This window comes from Streptomyces panaciradicis (assembly GCF_023516615.1).
Lineage (GTDB): Bacteria > Actinomycetota > Actinomycetes > Streptomycetales > Streptomycetaceae > Streptomyces > Streptomyces panaciradicis.
In genome coordinates, this window is record NZ_JAMGBF010000054.1 from 52,422 (window position 1) to 67,792 (window position 15,371).

Annotated in this window: 17 protein-coding genes; 3 read left to right on the top strand and 14 right to left on the bottom strand. The window is 72.8% G+C overall.

What is annotated here, in order from left to right:
• Positions 1-35: 35 nt before the first annotated feature.
• Together M8J74_RS20185 and M8J74_RS20190 are read right to left on the bottom strand one after the other, a co-directional pair.
• On the bottom strand, positions 36-1,958 hold the full coding sequence (locus tag M8J74_RS20185) for a hypothetical protein (protein WP_249837766.1): 1,923 nt from the start codon (positions 1,956-1,958) through the stop codon (positions 36-38).
• 51 nt (positions 1,959-2,009) lie between these two features.
• Complete coding sequence (locus tag M8J74_RS20190; RefSeq protein ID WP_249837767.1) at positions 2,010-2,549, bottom strand: tetratricopeptide repeat protein; 540 nt, start codon at positions 2,547-2,549, stop codon at positions 2,010-2,012.
• Between the two features lie 92 nt (positions 2,550-2,641).
• Here M8J74_RS20190 and M8J74_RS20195 point away from each other — a divergent pair, with 92 nt between their 5' ends.
• Positions 2,642-3,061 (top strand): hypothetical protein, encoded by a 420-nt coding sequence (locus tag M8J74_RS20195; RefSeq protein ID WP_249837768.1) that lies wholly within the window; start codon positions 2,642-2,644, stop codon positions 3,059-3,061.
• A 75-nt stretch (positions 3,062-3,136) separates the two neighbouring features.
• Here M8J74_RS20195 and M8J74_RS20200 read toward each other — a convergent pair whose 3' ends face one another.
• From M8J74_RS20200 to M8J74_RS20230, 8 genes are all read right to left on the bottom strand, one after another.
• Positions 3,137-4,684, bottom strand: coding sequence for a DUF1996 domain-containing protein (locus M8J74_RS20200; protein WP_249837769.1), 1,548 nt, complete (start codon positions 4,682-4,684; stop codon positions 3,137-3,139).
• Between the two features lie 189 nt (positions 4,685-4,873).
• Entirely contained in the window at positions 4,874-5,527 is a 654-nt protein-coding gene (locus tag M8J74_RS20205) for a LuxR C-terminal-related transcriptional regulator (protein WP_249837770.1), read from the bottom strand.
• Positions 5,512-6,780 (bottom strand): sensor histidine kinase, encoded by a 1,269-nt coding sequence (locus tag M8J74_RS20210; RefSeq protein ID WP_249837771.1) that lies wholly within the window; start codon positions 6,778-6,780, stop codon positions 5,512-5,514. The genes M8J74_RS20205 and M8J74_RS20210 overlap by 16 nt, the downstream gene beginning before the upstream one ends.
• A gap of 173 nt (positions 6,781-6,953) precedes the next feature.
• Positions 6,954-7,946 (bottom strand): NAD-dependent epimerase/dehydratase family protein, encoded by a 993-nt coding sequence (locus M8J74_RS20215; protein WP_249837772.1) that lies wholly within the window; start codon positions 7,944-7,946, stop codon positions 6,954-6,956.
• A gap of 72 nt (positions 7,947-8,018) precedes the next feature.
• Positions 8,019-8,570 carry a winged helix-turn-helix domain-containing protein gene (locus M8J74_RS20220; protein WP_249837773.1) on the bottom strand — a complete coding sequence of 184 codons (552 nt, stop codon included), beginning with the start codon at positions 8,568-8,570 and terminating at the stop codon, positions 8,019-8,021.
• Between the two features lie 85 nt (positions 8,571-8,655).
• On the bottom strand, positions 8,656-8,778 hold the full coding sequence (locus M8J74_RS44560) for a hypothetical protein (protein WP_283948356.1): 123 nt from the start codon (positions 8,776-8,778) through the stop codon (positions 8,656-8,658).
• A gap of 122 nt (positions 8,779-8,900) precedes the next feature.
• On the bottom strand, positions 8,901-9,929 hold the full coding sequence (gene glnII, locus M8J74_RS20225; protein WP_249837774.1) for a glutamine synthetase: 1,029 nt from the start codon (positions 9,927-9,929) through the stop codon (positions 8,901-8,903).
• A gap of 195 nt (positions 9,930-10,124) precedes the next feature.
• On the bottom strand, positions 10,125-10,574 hold the full coding sequence (locus M8J74_RS20230; RefSeq protein WP_249837780.1) for a MarR family transcriptional regulator: 450 nt from the start codon (positions 10,572-10,574) through the stop codon (positions 10,125-10,127).
• A 68-nt stretch (positions 10,575-10,642) separates the two neighbouring features.
• Between M8J74_RS20230 and M8J74_RS20235 the strand changes: the two genes are divergently transcribed.
• Positions 10,643-11,503: an alpha/beta fold hydrolase gene (locus M8J74_RS20235; RefSeq protein WP_249837775.1), complete on the top strand. Its 861-nt coding sequence runs from the start codon at positions 10,643-10,645 to the stop codon at positions 11,501-11,503.
• Between the two features lie 3 nt (positions 11,504-11,506).
• Here the strand turns inward: M8J74_RS20235 and M8J74_RS20240 are convergent, their stop codons facing one another.
• From M8J74_RS20240 to M8J74_RS20250, 3 genes are all read right to left on the bottom strand, one after another.
• Entirely contained in the window at positions 11,507-12,196 is a 690-nt protein-coding gene (locus M8J74_RS20240) for an SCO2207 family protein (RefSeq protein WP_249837776.1), read from the bottom strand.
• Positions 12,197-12,314: 118 nt separating this feature from the next.
• The gene (locus M8J74_RS20245; protein WP_249837777.1) at positions 12,315-13,112 is read right to left on the bottom strand and encodes a hypothetical protein; all 798 of its coding nucleotides are present in this window, start codon (positions 13,110-13,112) and stop codon (positions 12,315-12,317) included.
• Between the two features lie 58 nt (positions 13,113-13,170).
• A complete protein-coding gene (locus M8J74_RS20250; protein WP_058925720.1) occupies positions 13,171-13,530 on the bottom strand; it encodes an arsenate reductase family protein in 360 nt (119 codons plus the stop codon).
• 150 nt (positions 13,531-13,680) lie between these two features.
• Here M8J74_RS20250 and M8J74_RS20255 point away from each other — a divergent pair, with 150 nt between their 5' ends.
• A complete protein-coding gene (locus tag M8J74_RS20255; protein ID WP_249837778.1) occupies positions 13,681-13,989 on the top strand; it encodes a hypothetical protein in 309 nt (102 codons plus the stop codon).
• 40 nt (positions 13,990-14,029) lie between these two features.
• Here M8J74_RS20255 and M8J74_RS20260 read toward each other — a convergent pair whose 3' ends face one another.
• Positions 14,030-15,214, bottom strand: a complete 1,185-nt coding sequence (locus M8J74_RS20260) for a winged helix DNA-binding domain-containing protein (protein WP_249837779.1) — start codon at positions 15,212-15,214, stop codon at positions 14,030-14,032.
• Positions 15,215-15,371 lie beyond the last annotated feature (157 nt).

The following is a 15,371-nucleotide window of genomic DNA, read 5'->3' on the forward strand; positions in this document are numbered from 1 at the left end:
TTGACGCCAGTGTCAACTAGGAGCTCGTCCCGCTCCTACCGCAGACCGCCGATCACCCGGCCGTCGTCGAGCGTGCCCTTCAGCTCGGCCTGCCCGCCCTGCTTCGCCGGAACCGCCAACTCGTTCCCGCGCGCCGATGCCTCGATGCCGCCCGTCGCGGTGACCGACGCCGTCCCCGGCCCACCGGCCGCCAGCAGGTACCAGCCCTTGGTCTCCGACTTCCACAGCACCCCCGCGAGCACGTGCGGGTCCTTCGGACCGCAGGCCGCGGCGTTCTCGGCCTTCGCGGCCACCGCCCCGTACCTGCCGCCCGGCGTGCGGAACTGCGCCAGCACTCGTGTGCCGCCGCCCCGCCAGGTCTCCGCGCGCGTGCAGACCCAGTCCGCCGACCCGCTTCCGTCCGGCAGCGGCTGCGCGGCGTACGCCCAGGCGTTGACGGTCCGCACGCCAGCCGAGCGCACCGCGGCCAGCGAGCAGCCGTACGGCGCCCAGGCCCGCAGCGTCCGGGCCGCGGAGGCCTGCCCGGACGAGCCGGGGCGGCCGGTGGTGAGCCGGGCCGGGACCAGCTCGCCGAGGTCGGTCAGCAGCCAGGTGCTCGTGCCGTCGGTCAGCTCCAGCACGTTCCACGACGCGCAGGCGCCGGTCTGCTCGGCCGGGCCGGCCAGCGGCGACGTGATCCCCTTGGCGAGGCCGAGGTCCGTCGCCCCGGCGTCCGGCTTGAGCAGGTCCCGCTCGGCGGCCTTCGTCACCCAGGGCGCCGTCAGATAGCGGACGTTGCCGTCGGCCCTGCCCAGCACCACCGCGCTCGCCCCCGCCCGGTCGGCGCCGTCGACCCGCGCGAAGTCCAGGGCGGCGCCCTGGGTGCCGTCGGCCGGCTCGGCGTAGCGGACGATGCGCAGACCGTCGTAGAGGATGACCACCCGCGCGCTGTCGACCTTCCCCGCGTACAGCAGCTGGGGCGGGCCGGACGGGCCGCCCGAGGGGGTGCCGGGCGTCGCGGAGACCCGGACACGCTCGCCGGGGCGGGCCCAGACGGCGAGGGCGCGGCGCAACAGGGCTCTGTCGCCGGTCAGTTCACCTCGGGCGGGCCAGACGGAGAAGTCGGTCCGCGACGAGGACTCCCACGCGGTGGGAGCCACCTTGGTGAGCCGGCCCGGGTTCAGGGCGGCCTCGGCGGCCGGGTTCTGCGCGTAGGCGGGGGCCGCCGCGCCGTCGGGCCCCCAGCCGTCGCCGGGCATGCCGAGCAGCGCGCCCGTCACGGCGAGCGCCGCCGCGGCCACGAGCGCGGCCTTGGTGTGCTGGCGGCGGCGCATCAGATCGGTGGGCCGGGCCTGCAGCGAGCACGGGTCGAACTCGGGGGACTCCAGCAGGGGATGGTGGGCCGCCGGCACCTCGTCGGCCTCGCGCAGCGCCCGCTTGGCGTCGTCGCAGCCGGCGGCCGTGAGGATCTCGCGCACGTCGGCGTCGGGCAGCTTCTCCAGGCCGCGCAGCACGTAGGCGGCGCGGGCCGGCCCGGACAGGGTCGACAGGCGCTGGTCCAGGGCGAGTTCGTCGGCGCCGCCGGAGCGGGGGAACAGCCGCAGACCCCACACCTGGGGGAGCAGCGGCGGAAGCTGGGACCGCCTGGGCAGCGCCGTGAAGCGCAGCGGGCGCCCCGCCTCCAGGGCGTTGCGCAGCACCTGGAGGCGGACCACGGCGTACCCGGGGTCGCCGTCGCGGCCCGTGGACTGGGCCGGGACCACAGTGGTCTGGGCGCGGCCCTTGGGCAGGGCGCGCTGGGTGAGGGCGTGCGCGGTCACCACGCGCCGGTTGCGGCCGAGACTCGGCGGCAGCACGAGGTAGGCCAGCCGGACCAGCCGGGGGTAGTGCTCGACGAGCGCGGCCTCGGCCCGCTCGACGTCGACGGCCGGGTCGCTGGAAGAGGCTGCGGGGCGCGGGGCGACATCCTGTGACTGCACGTTCAGCAGAACGAGCGAATCGTCGGATGGTCACCGTCGCACCCCGCCCGCTCAGTCCTCCGGCTCGACCAGCGCCCGCGCGTAGTTGGCCATCGACCGCTGGTAGCGCGGCAGATGGGGCGCGAGCGCGCCCAGGACGAGGGACAGCCCCTCGCGGTCCCGGCCGAGGCTCGACAGGCACAGCGCCAGACACGCGCGCACCGCGTCGTCCAACTCGTCCGAGGGGGCGTCCAGTTCCGGCGTCAGCAGCTTGACGCCCTCCTCCGCCTGCCCGATGTTGCGCAGCGAGCTCGACAGCTGGATCTTCGCCCGCCTGCCCTTGTAGCCGCTGGCCTCGCTCAGCCCGGCGGCCAGCGCCTCCCGGTACAGCGGAGCCGCCTTGTCGGAGTGGCCCGTCGAGTCCCAGGCGCAGGCCTGCTCGAACGGGCCGAGCGGGCTGCCCGCCGGCAGTTCGGCGACGAGCGCGTCGATCACCGCCCGGAACTCCGCCGCCCGCTCTTCCGGATATTCGTCGAAGGTGGCCCAGGCGGCGGCCACACGGTCTTCCCAGTCCTGATTCACCGGCCTACCCTCGCACACCTGTGGCCACATCCCCCAGTCGGATTGAGCGCCCCGTGCCCGGCAGCCGTATCGAAGGGAACGGGCCCGTGGGGCCTGGCCAACAGAGCGACCCGGAGGAACAGATGAGGTTGACCCGACCGATGCTCGCCGCGGCCGGTGCCGTGGCCGTTCTGGCGCTGGCGGGCTGTGGATCCGGAGACAGCGACGCGGCCGCGAAGATCCCGACGGCCGCCACCGGCAGTCTGGAGAGCCTGGCGGCCAAGGTGAAGTGCAGGCCGAACATGCAGATCGACTCCGACGAGGTCCGCCAGGCCATCTGCAAGACCTCCGACGGCAAGTACGTCTTCGCCACCTTCGCCACCGACCGCGGCCAGCGCGAGTGGATCAACGACGCGAAGGACTACGGCGGTCACTACCTCGTCGGCCGCAAGTGGGTCGCCGTCGGCACCGACAAGGTCGTCAAGGCGCTGCAGACCACGCTGGGCGGCGAGGAGGAGATCGGCACCGACCACAGTGCGCACGGCTCGTCGCACACCGGCTGAGCCGCACGGCACAGACGAAAGGCGGGCGGTGGGAGATTCCCACCGCCCGCCTTTCGCGGGTCTGTCAGCCGTGCGTCACTGGCACTGCCTGCCCTGGTTGATGCAGTTGGCGATGGTGTTCGCCAGGTTGTTCTTGAAGACCGCGATGAAGTCGTCGTGGTCCGTGGCCGCCTTGTGCAGCTGCTCCGGGAAGCCGTCCACCGCGTAGGCGTTCTTGACCTGGCCGTTCTGCAGGACCGGCGGGGCGATCTTGTAGACCAGGCGCATGGTCAACTGCGGGATCGCCTTGAAGCCGTTGCCGCAGTTGCCGTTGGCGTCGGCGAACGCGACGTGCGTGCGGTGGTTGGCGCTGTCGATGTTCTTGCCGTCCCAGCAGGACTGGAAGGCGAACGTGCGCACCACGTTGCTGCCCTGCGGGCAGATCGGGTACTGCGTGGTCAGCTGGACCTTGTTCTCGAAGCCGGTGCAGGACCAGTGCGCGTTGGCGTTCGCCAGACCGTTGGTGGTGGTCTTGGCGTCACCGGTGATGATGCGCAGGAACTGCGGCATCGCGGTGACCTTGCTGGTGGGGCTGCCGACGTACTTGATCTGCGCCTGGACCGGCGTCAGGATCTTGCCGACGTTGCCCTCCTTGCCGCCGCCGTCCGCGTTCTGGTCGAAGTCCTGCGTGCCGTTCTGGAGACGCACCACCGGCCAGTAGTAGGCCGACAGGTCGCCCCGGTTCTGGCAGCTGGTCTGGTCCGCGATCAGCGAGTTGTTGGTGGAGAACGCGTTGACCTTCTGGTTGCCGACGTAGTCGTGCAGGTGGTGCGCGCCGTTGTTCACGCCGGGCGCCACGATGACGTTGTCGGTGTTGTGGTTCTTGTTCGCGTTCACACCGCAGCGGGTGACGAAGGTGCCGTTGGAGGCGTTGCCGGTCTTGCGGGGCTTCGCGGCGACGTTCGGCTGGACCTTGGTGATGTCCACGAAGTCGGCCGCCACGGGGCCGTTGCCGGCCTGGCCGCCGATGTTCTGGCCGGCGCCGGCCTGGCCGCCCTGCTGCTGGCCGCCGTTCTGCTGCTGGCCGCCCTGCTGCTGGCCACCGTTCTGCTGCTGGCCGCCCTGCTGCTGGCCGCCGTTCTGCTGCTGGCCACCGGCCGTGGTCTGGTTGGCGGACTGCGTGGTGCAGGCGGCGAGCGCGCTCAGGCCCGCCGCGTCGACCTGGCCGCCCACCCGCTGGATGTCGATGCGGATCCGGTCGAGGGTCGCGGCCCGCTTCTCCTTGAGGGGGCCGACGATCGCGTTCTGCACGAAGCCGGCGTCCTGCGTCTGCGCCTGGCGCGTGGAGGCGAGCCGGGCGTAGGCCTCGGTGATCTGCTTGTCGAGGTTCGCGAGCTCCGTCGCCACACCCTGACGGGCCTTCTCGGGCACGTTCGTCAGCTTCTGCTGGACGTCGGGACAGGCGATCGTCGCCACCTGGCCGGCGGCGGCCTTGGTCTGGTTCTGCCCGGAGTTGTTCGACTCGTGCGCCGAGGCGTAGAAGTTCGCCCAGATCAGCCCGCCCCCACCGAGCGCTAGGGCCGCCGATGCGGCTATGGCCTTGGTGGCCAGCGGCGTACGGCGTTTGCGTGTGTTGCGTCCCATGGAACTCCTCTGACTTCCTTGCGGGCTTGGCGGGGCTTCGAGGCGCCCGACAGGAGTGAAGCGGCTCCCACTCATACGGGCGTCGTCCCAGAGGTGTTCAGCAGCCTCACGAACAAATCAGAGGTTTACTCGGCTTTTGCTTCCCAACCGCCCTCTGAGCAGGGGAAGTTACGGAAAATCAGCGACCGTTCACCGGCCCTGGTCCAGGTAGGCGAGGACCGCCAGAACGCGGCGATTGTCATCGTCCGACACCTCGAGGTCCAGTTTGGCGAAGATGTTGGAGGTGTGCTTGGCGATCGCCCGTTCCGTCACCACCAGCTGCCCGGCGATCGCCGCGTTGGAGCGGCCCTGCGCCATCAGCTCCAGGACCTCCCGCTCCCGGGGGGTCAGCCGTGCCAGCGGCCGGTCGTCGGCGGCCCGCCGGGACAGCAGCTGCTGGATCACCTGCGGGTCCATCGCCGTACCGCCCGCCGCCACCCTGCGGACCGCGTCCACGAACTGCTCCGCGTCGAACACCCGGTCCTTGAGCAGATAGCCCACCCCGCCGCTGCCGTCGGCCAGCAGTTCGCGCGCGTACAACTGCTCCACGTGCTGCGACAGCACCAGCACCGGAAAGCCGGGTCTGTCCCGGCGCGCCCGCAGCGCGCACTGCAGCCCCTCGTCGGTGTGCGTCGGCGGCAGGCGCACGTCGACCACGGCGACGTCCGGGTCCAGCTCGGCCAGGGCGCGGGCGAGTTCGGGGCCGGACTCGACGGCGGCGGCGATCTCGAAGTCGTACGCCTCCAGCAGCCGGACCAGTCCGTCGCGCAGCAGGAAGAGGTCTTCGGCTAGGACAACGCGCAAGGGATCTCCATGGTGACCATGGTGGGGCCGCCCGCGGGCGAGCTGACGGCCAGGACGCCGTCGAATGTACCGAGCCGCCGCTCCACCCCGGCCAGCCCCGAACCGGCCCCGATCGCCGCGCCGCCCTTGCCGTTGTCCGTCACGGTGACCCGCAGCCGGCCCTCGGCATGGTGCAGGTCGATCCAGACCCGGTCCGCGCCGGAGTGCTTGACGGCGTTGGTCAGCACCTCGCTGACCGCGAAGTAGGCGGCCGACTCCACCGGCGCCTCCGCCCGCCCGTCCAGCTCCACCGTCACCTCGGTGGGAAGCGGCAGCCTGAGCGCCAACGCCCGCACAGCGTCGCCCAGTCCGCGTTCGGCGAGCACCGGCGGGTGGATGCCGCGCACGAGTTCGCGCAGCTCGGCCAGGGCGTCCACGGAGGACTGCCGGGCCTGCGAGAGGAGCTGCTTGGCCTGCGCGGGGTCCTTGTCCATGAGCATCTCGATGGTGCCCAGGTCCATGCCCATCGCCACCAGCCGGGCCTGCGCGCCGTCGTGCAGGTCCCGTTCGATCCGCCGCAGTTCGGCGGCGGAGGTGTCCACGGCGTCCCGCCGGGTCTCGGTGAGCACCCGGACCCGCTCGGCCAACTCGGCCTGACTGGCGCCCAGTACGGCCCGGGTCAGCTGGAAGTGGGTGGCCAGCATGCGCGGGGCGAGGGGCGTGAGGGTGAGGAGTACGAGGGCCAGGGCGCCGGCGCCGAAGGCGGAGGACTGGTCGGTGACGTGCACGAAGCCGTACCAGTAGCCGCCCCACGTCGACAGCGGCCGCCACAGCCCGGCGGCGACCGCGAGACCCTCCAGCGGGTAGACGAACAGCACCACCGGCAGCAGCGCGGTGACGTATCCCGCGGTCATGTCGACCTGCAGCCACCGCAGGTCCCGCCAGGTCGCCGGGTCCCGCAGCATCGCGTACGTCCGCGACCAGGGGTTGGCCCCCTCCGGGACGGGCCGGTACGCCGACGGGATCGGTATCCCGCCCCACCGCTGCGCCAGCGCGCGCCGCCAGTCGGCGAAGGCCCGTACCCGGGTGAGCACCCAGGGCGTGGTGAGCACTCCGATGCCGAGGGGGACGAGCGCGATCGACAGCAGCGAGAGCGTGAAGCCCAGCACCGCTCCCGGAAGGCTCACCAGAGTCAGCACGAACCCCCGCCCCGCCGCGACCGCCACGGCCCGGGCCCTCGTCGCGAGAGGGCCGCTCTTCGTGTTGGTGTTCATGGCGAAGAGTCTGGCCGAGCGGCGGGGGAGGGTCACGGGGCCGGGCCCCCGGGTTGGGGGGTGGTGTCAGATACACCCCGGGCCGCGACGCGCCCCTGAAAGGGGTGCGGGGCTGTGTCCATGTGCGGCTTCCGCCGCGTGGGCGCGACCAGCCCCCGCCGGCCGCGGCCGGATCACCGGCCCAGTACCTTCGCCTCCACCTCCGGATCGAGCCCCTTGACCGCCGCGGCGGAACGCAAGGGGGCCGTCCCCCCGACGGACCGCAGCCAGGCCCAGGTGTCCGCGACGGTCTCGCCCACCGGCCGGCACACCAGCCCCGTCGCCACCGCGCGGGAGACGTCCGCCGCGTGCAGGGCGTCGTGCATGTCCGTCCCCGGCGGCACCCACACCGGCAGCTCGGTCCACGGCGCGATACCGGCGTCCAGGATCACCTCGGGCGCCGTCCACCTCAGCTCCGCGGCGGAGCCGGTGACCGCCACGCACGCCTCCAGCAACTCGCCCATCGTGGCGTGCCCCTGCTCGCTCATCAGGTTGAACGGCCCGCTGAGCTCCTGCTCGACCGCGCCGAGGATCCACTCGGCCAGGTCGCGGACGTCGACGTACTGCAGCGGCAGCTCCCGCGGGCCCGGGGCCAGCACGGGGCCGCCCCGGGCCGTCCGGGCCAGCCACCACGGCAGCCGTCCGACGTTCTCGTGCGGACCGAGGATCAGCCCGGCGCGCACCAGCACGGAGTCCTGCGCGCCGAAGGCGTCCAGCACGGCCAGCTCACCGCCCCGCTTGTCGCGGGCGTAGTCCGTCTCCTCCGCGTCCGGGTCGGCGCCCTCGACCACGGCCGCGTCCTCGGTGTACCCGGCGGGCGGCGCCCAGGAGTACACCGAGCAGCTGGAGACGTAGACGTACCGCCGTGCGCGGCCGCGCAGCAGCCGGGCCGCGTCCCGCACCACGCGGGGCGCCAGCCGCCAGGTGTCGACGACGGCGTCCCACTCGCCGTCCGCGAGGGCGTCGAGCCCGCCGGGCGCCGTACGGTCGCCGCGCAGCTCCCGTACGCCGTCCGGCGGGCGGTGGCGGCCCCGGTTGAGGACCGTCACCTCCCAGCCCCGCCCGAGGGCCGCCTCCACGACGGCCCGTCCCGCGAACTCCGTACCACCGAGCACCAGAAGTCTCATGCCGGTGACTCTGCCCGGTCGGGACGCGGGACGGAACGCCGCTCTGCCGTCAGCAGAGGATCAGCGGCGGGCTCAACGTCCGGCCGGCGGCGTGTACTTGTAGCCGACCCGCCGCACCGTCTGGATCGCCTGCCGGTGCTCGGCGCCCAGTTTCCGGCGCAGCCGGGCGATGTGGACGTCGACGGTGCGGCCGTCGCCCACGTGCCCGTATCCCCACACCGTGGAGACCAGCTGGTCGCGGGTGTGCACCCGGTTCGGGTGCGTGACGAGGTGCGCGAGCAGCTCGAACTCCAGGTAGGTCAGGTCGAGTTCGCGTCCGTCGACGGAGGCGGTGCGCTGCACGGCGTCGATGCGGACGAGCGGGTCGCCGGCCGTCCCGGGCAGGCCGGGGGCGGCGTCGGCGGGGACGGCGTGCGGGCGGTCGGCCGGGATGAGGACCAGGTAGCCGACCATCGGCGGCTGTCCCGGCAGGGTGGGCAGGGTGTGCTGCGGCGCGGGCAGCCAGGTGGCGCCGGGCGGCAGGAACTCCGCTACGTCGATCACCTCGTCGGGGTCGACGGCGCGCAGCCGGTGCCGGGCGGGGGCGGAGACGGGGGCGGGGGACAGCGGACGGGTGGTCGCCATGACAGGTCAGCTCTTTCGCGCGAGAGGTTCGTCGGGAGGGACGTACGCCGTTGCGCGCTGGCCGGAGGCCGGGTGAGGTACGGCTTCAGAGGGCCGGCGCGGTCGTCGCGCGGCAACACACCCGGTCGAAGTCGTGGTGCTGACGGGAGGGCCAGAAGGGCTCGAGGTCATGGCGACCCGTCGCGGTGTACTTCTGGAAGCTGGCCATGAGCCCATTGAAGCAGACGACGGCCGCCACGAGGAGCCCGTTCCCACTGCTTGGACGCCTTCCCGGACACGAAAGGGCGCCCACCGCGTGCGGTGGACGCCCCTCGGAGCCGGGTGCGCGGATCAGACCTGGCCGGCCTTCTCCAGCGCGGAGCAGCAGGTGTCGACGAGCAGACGCGTCACGACGTACGGGTCCACGTTGGCGTTGGGACGGCGGTCCTCGATGTAGCCCTTGCCGTCCTTCTCGACCTGCCACGGGATGCGCACCGAGGCGCCGCGGTCGGAGACGCCGTAGGAGTACTTGTCCCACGGGGCGGTCTCGTGCAGGCCGGTCAGGCGGTCGTCGATGCCGGCGCCGTAGTTCTTGACGTGGTCCAGCGGCTTGGAGCCCTCACCGAGCGACTCGCACGCGGTGATGATCGCGTCGTAGCCCTCGCGCATCGCCTTGGTGGAGAAGTTGGTGTGCGCGCCGGCGCCGTTCCAGTCGCCCTTCACCGGCTTGGGGTCCAGCGTCGCGGAGACGCCGAAGTCCTCGGCGGTGCGGTACAGCAGCCAGCGGGCCACCCACAGCTGGTCGGAGACCTCCAGCGGGGCCAGCGGGCCGACCTGGAACTCCCACTGGCCGGGCATGACCTCGGCGTTGATGCCGGAGATGCCGAGGCCGGCGGCCAGGCAGTTCTCCAGGTGCGCCTCGACGACGTCACGGCCGAAGATCTCGTCCGCGCCGACACCGCAGTAGTAGCCGCCCTGCGGGGCCGGGAAGCCGCCCTTGGGGAAGCCGAGCGGGTAGCCGTCCTTGAAGAAGGTGTACTCCTGCTCGATGCCGAAGATCGACTCCTGGGCGGCGAACTTCTCCGCCACCTCGGCGAGCGCGGCACGGGTGTTGGACTCGTGCGGCGTCATGTCGATGTTCAGGACCTCGCACAGCACGAGGATGTCGTCGCCGCCGCGGATCGGGTCCGGGCAGGTGAAGACCGGCTTGAGCACGCGGTCCGAGGCGTGGCCCTCGGCCTGGTTGGTGGAGGACCCGTCGAAGCCCCAGATCGGCAGCTCGGCACCCTTTGCGTCGTCGGCGAGGATCTTCGTCTTGGAACGCAGCTTGGCCGTCGGCTGGGTGCCGTCGATCCAGATGTACTCAGCCTTGAAGCTCACGGGCCACATCCTTCGGGGTATGTCCAGGCGCACTTGCGGGTGCTGCGGCGCTGCGGCATCGGGGCGCCGCTGTTCGATGGCCGCGAGCCTGTCAACAGGCGGTTTCCCGGCCATTGCTCGAATGTGAACCCCGTGTTACCTGGTGTTGGTGTGGCGCGATTCACGGCGTGAGGACGTGTGTGGCGGCCGAGCCGGTCAGCCCTCCCCGGCCGCCGCCTCCCGTACGCCCTCCAGAAACCCCCTGATCGCGGCCAGTTCCCGCTCGTCGTATCCGCGCAGCAGCTCCGCCGTCCGCCCGATCAGCGGCCCGAAGAACGCCCACCCGAGCGCCACCGCCTGCTCCTCCACCTCGATCACGACCCTGCGCCGGTCGCGCTCGGAGCGGACCCGCCGCACGTGCCCGGCCCGCTCCAGCCGGTCCACCAGGGCCGTCGTGCCGGCCGAGTTCAGGCCGAGCGCGGCGCCGAGCCGCCCGGCCGTCGTCTCCTCGCCCGCGCGCGCGGCGTCCATCAGGGCGATCAGCGCGCGGACGTCGGTCGGATGCATGTGGTTTCGGCTCGCGAACCGGCCGCTGAGCAGACCGAGCTCGACCGTCACCGCGCGCAGCAGATGGACGATGTCCAGTTCCGGGCCCTGGGGCTGCATGTCCTTCTCCGGTATCGTCTCGCTCACCGAGTATCTCGCTCGACGAGATAATAGAGGAGGCGGAGGCGATGGGCACCGCGTTCGACCGGGACGGTTTCCTGGCCGCGTACGACAAGGTCATGGCCAAGTGGCCCGCCGAGCGCGAGGCGGTGACCGTCCCCACGCCCTTCGGGACGGCGTACGTCAACAGGTGCGGCCCGCCCGACGCACCGGCGGTCGTCCTGCTGCCCGGCGGCGGGGGAGCCACCTCGGCCTCCTGGTACGCCCAGGCCGCCGCACTCGCCCGCACCCATCGGGTCCACGCCGTGGACCTCCCCGCCTGCGCGGGCCGCGGCACCGAGGCCCGCGGCCGTCACCCCCGTACGGCCGCGGACCTGGCGGTCTGGCTGGACGCGGTCCTCGACGGCCTGGGCCTGCGCGAGACCGCCCTGGGCGGCCACTCCTACGGCGGCTGGATCGCCCTTCACCACGCCCTGCGGGCACGCGCCCGGGTGCGCCGGCTCTTCCTCCTGGACCCCGCCCAGTGCTTCGCCGGGTTCCGGCCGGCGTACCTGCTGCACGCCCTGCCGTCACTGCTGCGGCCCTCGCCCCGCAGGGTCCGGACCTTCCTGGAATGGGAGACCGGGGGAGCACCCCTCGACCCCGACTGGCTCCGCCTCCAGGAGGCGGCCGCCGGCTTCCCCTCCGTGTCGAAGCCGGTGGCCGGTCCGCGCCCGGCGCCCGAGGCGCTGCGCGGCCTTGACATGCCGGTCCTGCTGCTCCTGGCCGGGAGCAGCAGGACCCAGGACCCGCACGAGGTGGCGGCGCGGGCGGCCGGACTGCTGCCGCGCGTCGAGACGGTCGTGGTCCCCGGCGTCTCCCATCACGCGCTGCCGCAGTCCGCGCCCCCCGAACTGGGCCGCCGCCTCACGGACTTCCTGAATTCCTGACCGTCACCCCACCTTCTCGATCAGGGCCCGCCGGATCAGGAACTTGCCCGGCTCGCGGACCTGTTCGAAGGCCGCGTTGTTCAGCAGGGCGCAACTGCCGGAGACCGAGGTGACCTTCACCGTCGTGGACTTGTTGTTGTCCAGGTTGGTGACCTTCAGCGTCGTCCCGGCCGGGAACTGGTTGCTGGACGCGGCAGGCGCGCCGGCCTCGCCCGACAGCGTCACGGTGGAGCCCTTGCAGACCTGCTGGGCGGAGCCGGACGCGGCAGCGCCACCCGCGTTCGCGTTTCCCGCGGGCGCCGAGGCGGCCTGCGAGGGCGGTGCGGCCTGCGCGGGCGGAGCCGACTGCGCGGGCTGAGCGGACTGGGAGCCCTGAGCCGACTCCCCAACCGCACAACCGGACGCCTTCTGCTGCACCTTGATCTGCGCGATGACCGCCTCGCGGTTGGCGATCCGGGCCGCGGACTGGGCGTCGGGATTGGCCCGCTGCCCGTCGATGAACCTCTGGTTGTTGCCGAGGGCGGTGGCCAGCCCCTGGCAGACGTTCGAGTCCGCGGCCGACAGGGTCTTCGGCGGACTCTGCGCGGCGTTGGAGGTGCTCGCCATGACGAAGGCACCGCCGCCCGCCACCGCCGCCGCGCTCACCAGCAGCGCGATCTTCTTCTTCGTACCGAGAGTTCTCCTGCGCGACATGCGCGCCTCCTGAGAGGTAGGGGAGCGTACGCCGCTATGTACGAGATACCGAACAGACTTACTCAGCGGTCGCGGGAGTCACCGAAGTAACCTGCGTCACAGGAGACTTGGAGCGGACTCACAGGCTGCCGCCCTTGCCCTCCTCGTAGGCCACCACCGTGTCGTTCACGTGCCGCAGCAGCCCTTCCGTCTCCTTCGTCAGCGCGGCCTCCGCTGTCTCCGAGCCGTCGCCCCACTGCCCGTTGGCGAACACCACGGACCGCACGGTCGCCAGCCGCCGGAACACCCCCGGCGACCCGGGCGGCACGGTCGGCAGCCCCGCCTGCGCGGGCGGGTCGAGCGAGACCACCTGGTACGTCACCGGGTCCATGGAGGCCATCCCGAAGACCATCCCCGAGTCCTCCGCCCGCCGGAAGCTCGCCACGGTGACGGTGATCTGCGAGCGGCGGTCGGCGTCCGTGAACAGCGCCGCCGTCAACCGCACGCACCCCTTGCCCTGTTGGGCCACGGCCGCCAGCTGCTGCGACATCCCGCGGGCGCACTCCGTGGTGGTCGCCAGGTCCACCCGCTCGTAACGGGAGCCGTCCTTCAGGCGGACGCTCTTCGACGGGAACGCCTGCTCGGGCCGGATCACGGGGCGTGCGAGGAGAGAGGGGAGCGAGGAGGGGGCGCCGGACAGGGAGCCGGAGACGCGGACGTCCGGGGCGGCGGACACCCGGGGGCTCCCCGACGCCTTCGCCGCGGACGCCTCGCCCGTGCCGTCGCCGGAGTACAGCACCATGCCCGCGCCGGCGGCCGCGACGAGCACGACGCCCACCGCGGCGGCAGCGGCCGACCGGGCCCGTCGTGCCCTGCGTATGCGCTCCCGCTCCGCCGCCCACGGGTCGTACGGCGTTCCTTGATCACCGAAGGTCATGGCGGCGGAGGGTAACAGCAGTCCGGGCCCGAAATCCCGCAGCCGGAGATACCGCCGGCTACCGGGACAGAGCGTCCCGAACGGCCTCCTCGCTGCGCCCGACCACCGCCGTGCCGTCGTCCGCGGTGATGATCGGACGCTGGATCAGCTTCGGGTGCTTCGACAGCGCCGTGATCCACCGCTCGCGCGAGGAGGCGTCCCGCGCCCAGTCCTTGAGCCCCAGTTCCTTCGCCGCGTCCTCCTGGGTGCGGGTGATGTCCCACGGCTCCAGCCCCAGGCGGTCGAGCACGTCCCTGATCTCGTCCTCGCTCGGCACGTCCTCCAGGTAGCGGCGGACGGTGTAGTCGGCTCCCTCGGCGTCGAGCAGGCCGATCGCGCTGCGGCACTTCGAACAGGCCGGGTTGATCCAGATCTCCATGGGGTCCACGGTACGTCAGGGGTGGCCGAAAGCCCTTGTGGCCAGGGGCTTTTGTCAGTGGTGAGCAGTACACTAGAAGAAGTGTTCGAGGGTGTTGGGGGGTTGCCGGAACCCCCGTGCCGACCCCCTCACCGCGACAGGAGGATGCCTGTGCCCGCTGCCGCACTGAAGCCGAAGCCGACCCAGTCCACCGTGAACCGTCCCGTCCTGCTCGACCTGCCGTACGAACCCGTGGAGAAGCGCCCGCTGCCGCCGGGACGGCCGCGCGAGTGGTACGTCACGCACAACCGCCGCCTGAAGGCGATGCGGTTGGCCATCGCCCTGCTCGACTCGGGCGTCTACGTGCCGAACCAGGCGCGCAACGAGACCATCCGCAGCACGGCGGAGACGATCGGAGTCCACCCGCCGTCGGACACGACCTGCCACATGGTGCGGGCGCTGATGCGCTACTCGAGGTGAACCGCCGGTGCCGGGCGCCCCGCCCACGGGGCGCCCGGCCCTAGGCCGTCAGTTGCCTCTCCAGCGGGGTGCGGAACCGCGGGGTCACCCGCGCCGGGCCCAACCAGCCGCGCAGCCGGTCCACTTCGGCCGCGATCGCCGCCTCGCCCTCGCGGCCCACGCCCTCCTCGTCGAGCAGGCGCCAGGCGATCTTCCCGTCGGCCCGCTGCGCCCAGCCCCCCACCACCCTGCCGTCCCACCACACCGTCGGTCCCACGTTCCCGCTGCGGTCGAACAGCGACGGCCGCAGCTCCGGCGCCAGATACCAGTCCCGGGACTGCCAGCCCATCGCCGTCGGGTCCAGGGCCGGCAGCAGCGCCGCCCAGGGCTCGACGGGCCCTGCCACCGGGTCGGCGTCGCCCGCGACGACGTACCCCGTGCCCTCGTCCAAGGACACCGGACGCGCGCCGATCGCCGCCAGCGCACGCCGTACGTCGGTCACCTTCCAGCCCGTCCACCACTTCAGGTCCGCCTCGGTGGCCGGCCCGCACGCCGCCAGCCAGCGTCCGAGAAGCTCCGCCTGGGCGCCCGCCGGGTCGAGTTCGGGATGGGCGGGGGCGAGCGCCCAGCGGAACTGGGTCGAGGTCCAGGAGCCCAGCGGCCGGCCCCGCACCACCTTGCCCTCCACGCCCAGCACCCGCAGCAGCCGCGCCGAGACGGTGTGCACGCCCTCGTAGCCCTTCCCGGCCGCGTACGCGAACCGCTCCCTCAACCGCGGCTCGTCCTCGGCCAGTTCGGCCGCCGTCGCCTGGCCGCGGCGGGCCAGCGCGGCCAGTGCCGACTCCTCGACCTCCTTCAGCCAGGCCGCGTCCGGTGCCCCGGCCTTCGCCATGTCCGCCACCAGCTTGGCCCGCTCGCGCGCGGCCACCGCCAGGCCCGTCGAAGCGTGCACGACCGCGGTGAGCGGGGTGGGGAAGACGAACACCGTGTGGCGCATGCCGTGCATCCGGACCAGCGAGCGGTCCTCGTACAGCGCCCGGTCCGTCTCGGGCACCGTCCGGGCCGCATCCGTCAGACGCGCGCCCACCGCCAGGTACACCGTCGCCGGGTCCGTGCCGTGCAGCGCGACGAGCGCGTCCGCGATCTCCTCCGGCGCCGCGCCCCGGGCCGGCCCCGCGAGCCGGTGCCGCAGCGCCAGCCGCGCCCGCCGCTCCGCCACACCGACGTACCGCTCCCTGCCGCCCATGCACCCTCCACCCCGTCGACACCACCGGCCCTGAGCACATCATCGCGAACACCACTGACACCGGCCCCCACCCCCGCGCCCCGCCGACGGCCGAGCCCCCGCCCCCGACCGCCCGCCCGCCACCACGGACGCCGGCCGCCCGGCGGCACCGTCCCGG

Excerpts from the sequence above, each read along its gene's own strand:
- M8J74_RS20230 (WP_249837780.1), bottom strand. The coding sequence starts at position 10,574 with ATGCAGCCCCAGGGCCCGGAACTGGACATCGTCCATCTGCTGCGCGCG.
- M8J74_RS20210 (WP_249837771.1), bottom strand. The coding sequence starts at position 6,780 with ATGAACACCAACACGAAGAGCGGCCCTCTCGCGACGAGGGCCCGGGCC.
- M8J74_RS20190 (WP_249837767.1), bottom strand. The coding sequence starts at position 2,549 with ATGTGGCCACAGGTGTGCGAGGGTAGGCCGGTGAATCAGGACTGGGAA.
- M8J74_RS20250 (WP_058925720.1), bottom strand. The coding sequence starts at position 13,530 with ATGGAGATCTGGATCAACCCGGCCTGTTCGAAGTGCCGCAGCGCGATC.
- M8J74_RS20200 (WP_249837769.1), bottom strand. The coding sequence starts at position 4,684 with ATGGGACGCAACACACGCAAACGCCGTACGCCGCTGGCCACCAAGGCC.
- M8J74_RS20235 (WP_249837775.1), top strand. The coding sequence starts at position 10,643 with ATGGGCACCGCGTTCGACCGGGACGGTTTCCTGGCCGCGTACGACAAG.
- M8J74_RS20245 (WP_249837777.1), bottom strand. The coding sequence starts at position 13,112 with ATGACCTTCGGTGATCAAGGAACGCCGTACGACCCGTGGGCGGCGGAG.
- M8J74_RS20240 (WP_249837776.1), bottom strand. The coding sequence starts at position 12,196 with ATGTCGCGCAGGAGAACTCTCGGTACGAAGAAGAAGATCGCGCTGCTG.
- M8J74_RS20215 (WP_249837772.1), bottom strand. The coding sequence starts at position 7,946 with ATGAGACTTCTGGTGCTCGGTGGTACGGAGTTCGCGGGACGGGCCGTC.
- M8J74_RS20260 (WP_249837779.1), bottom strand. The coding sequence starts at position 15,214 with ATGGGCGGCAGGGAGCGGTACGTCGGTGTGGCGGAGCGGCGGGCGCGG.
- M8J74_RS20195 (WP_249837768.1), top strand. The coding sequence starts at position 2,642 with ATGAGGTTGACCCGACCGATGCTCGCCGCGGCCGGTGCCGTGGCCGTT.
- M8J74_RS20220 (WP_249837773.1), bottom strand. The coding sequence starts at position 8,570 with ATGGCGACCACCCGTCCGCTGTCCCCCGCCCCCGTCTCCGCCCCCGCC.
- M8J74_RS44560 (WP_283948356.1), bottom strand. The coding sequence starts at position 8,778 with ATGGCCAGCTTCCAGAAGTACACCGCGACGGGTCGCCATGACCTCGAG.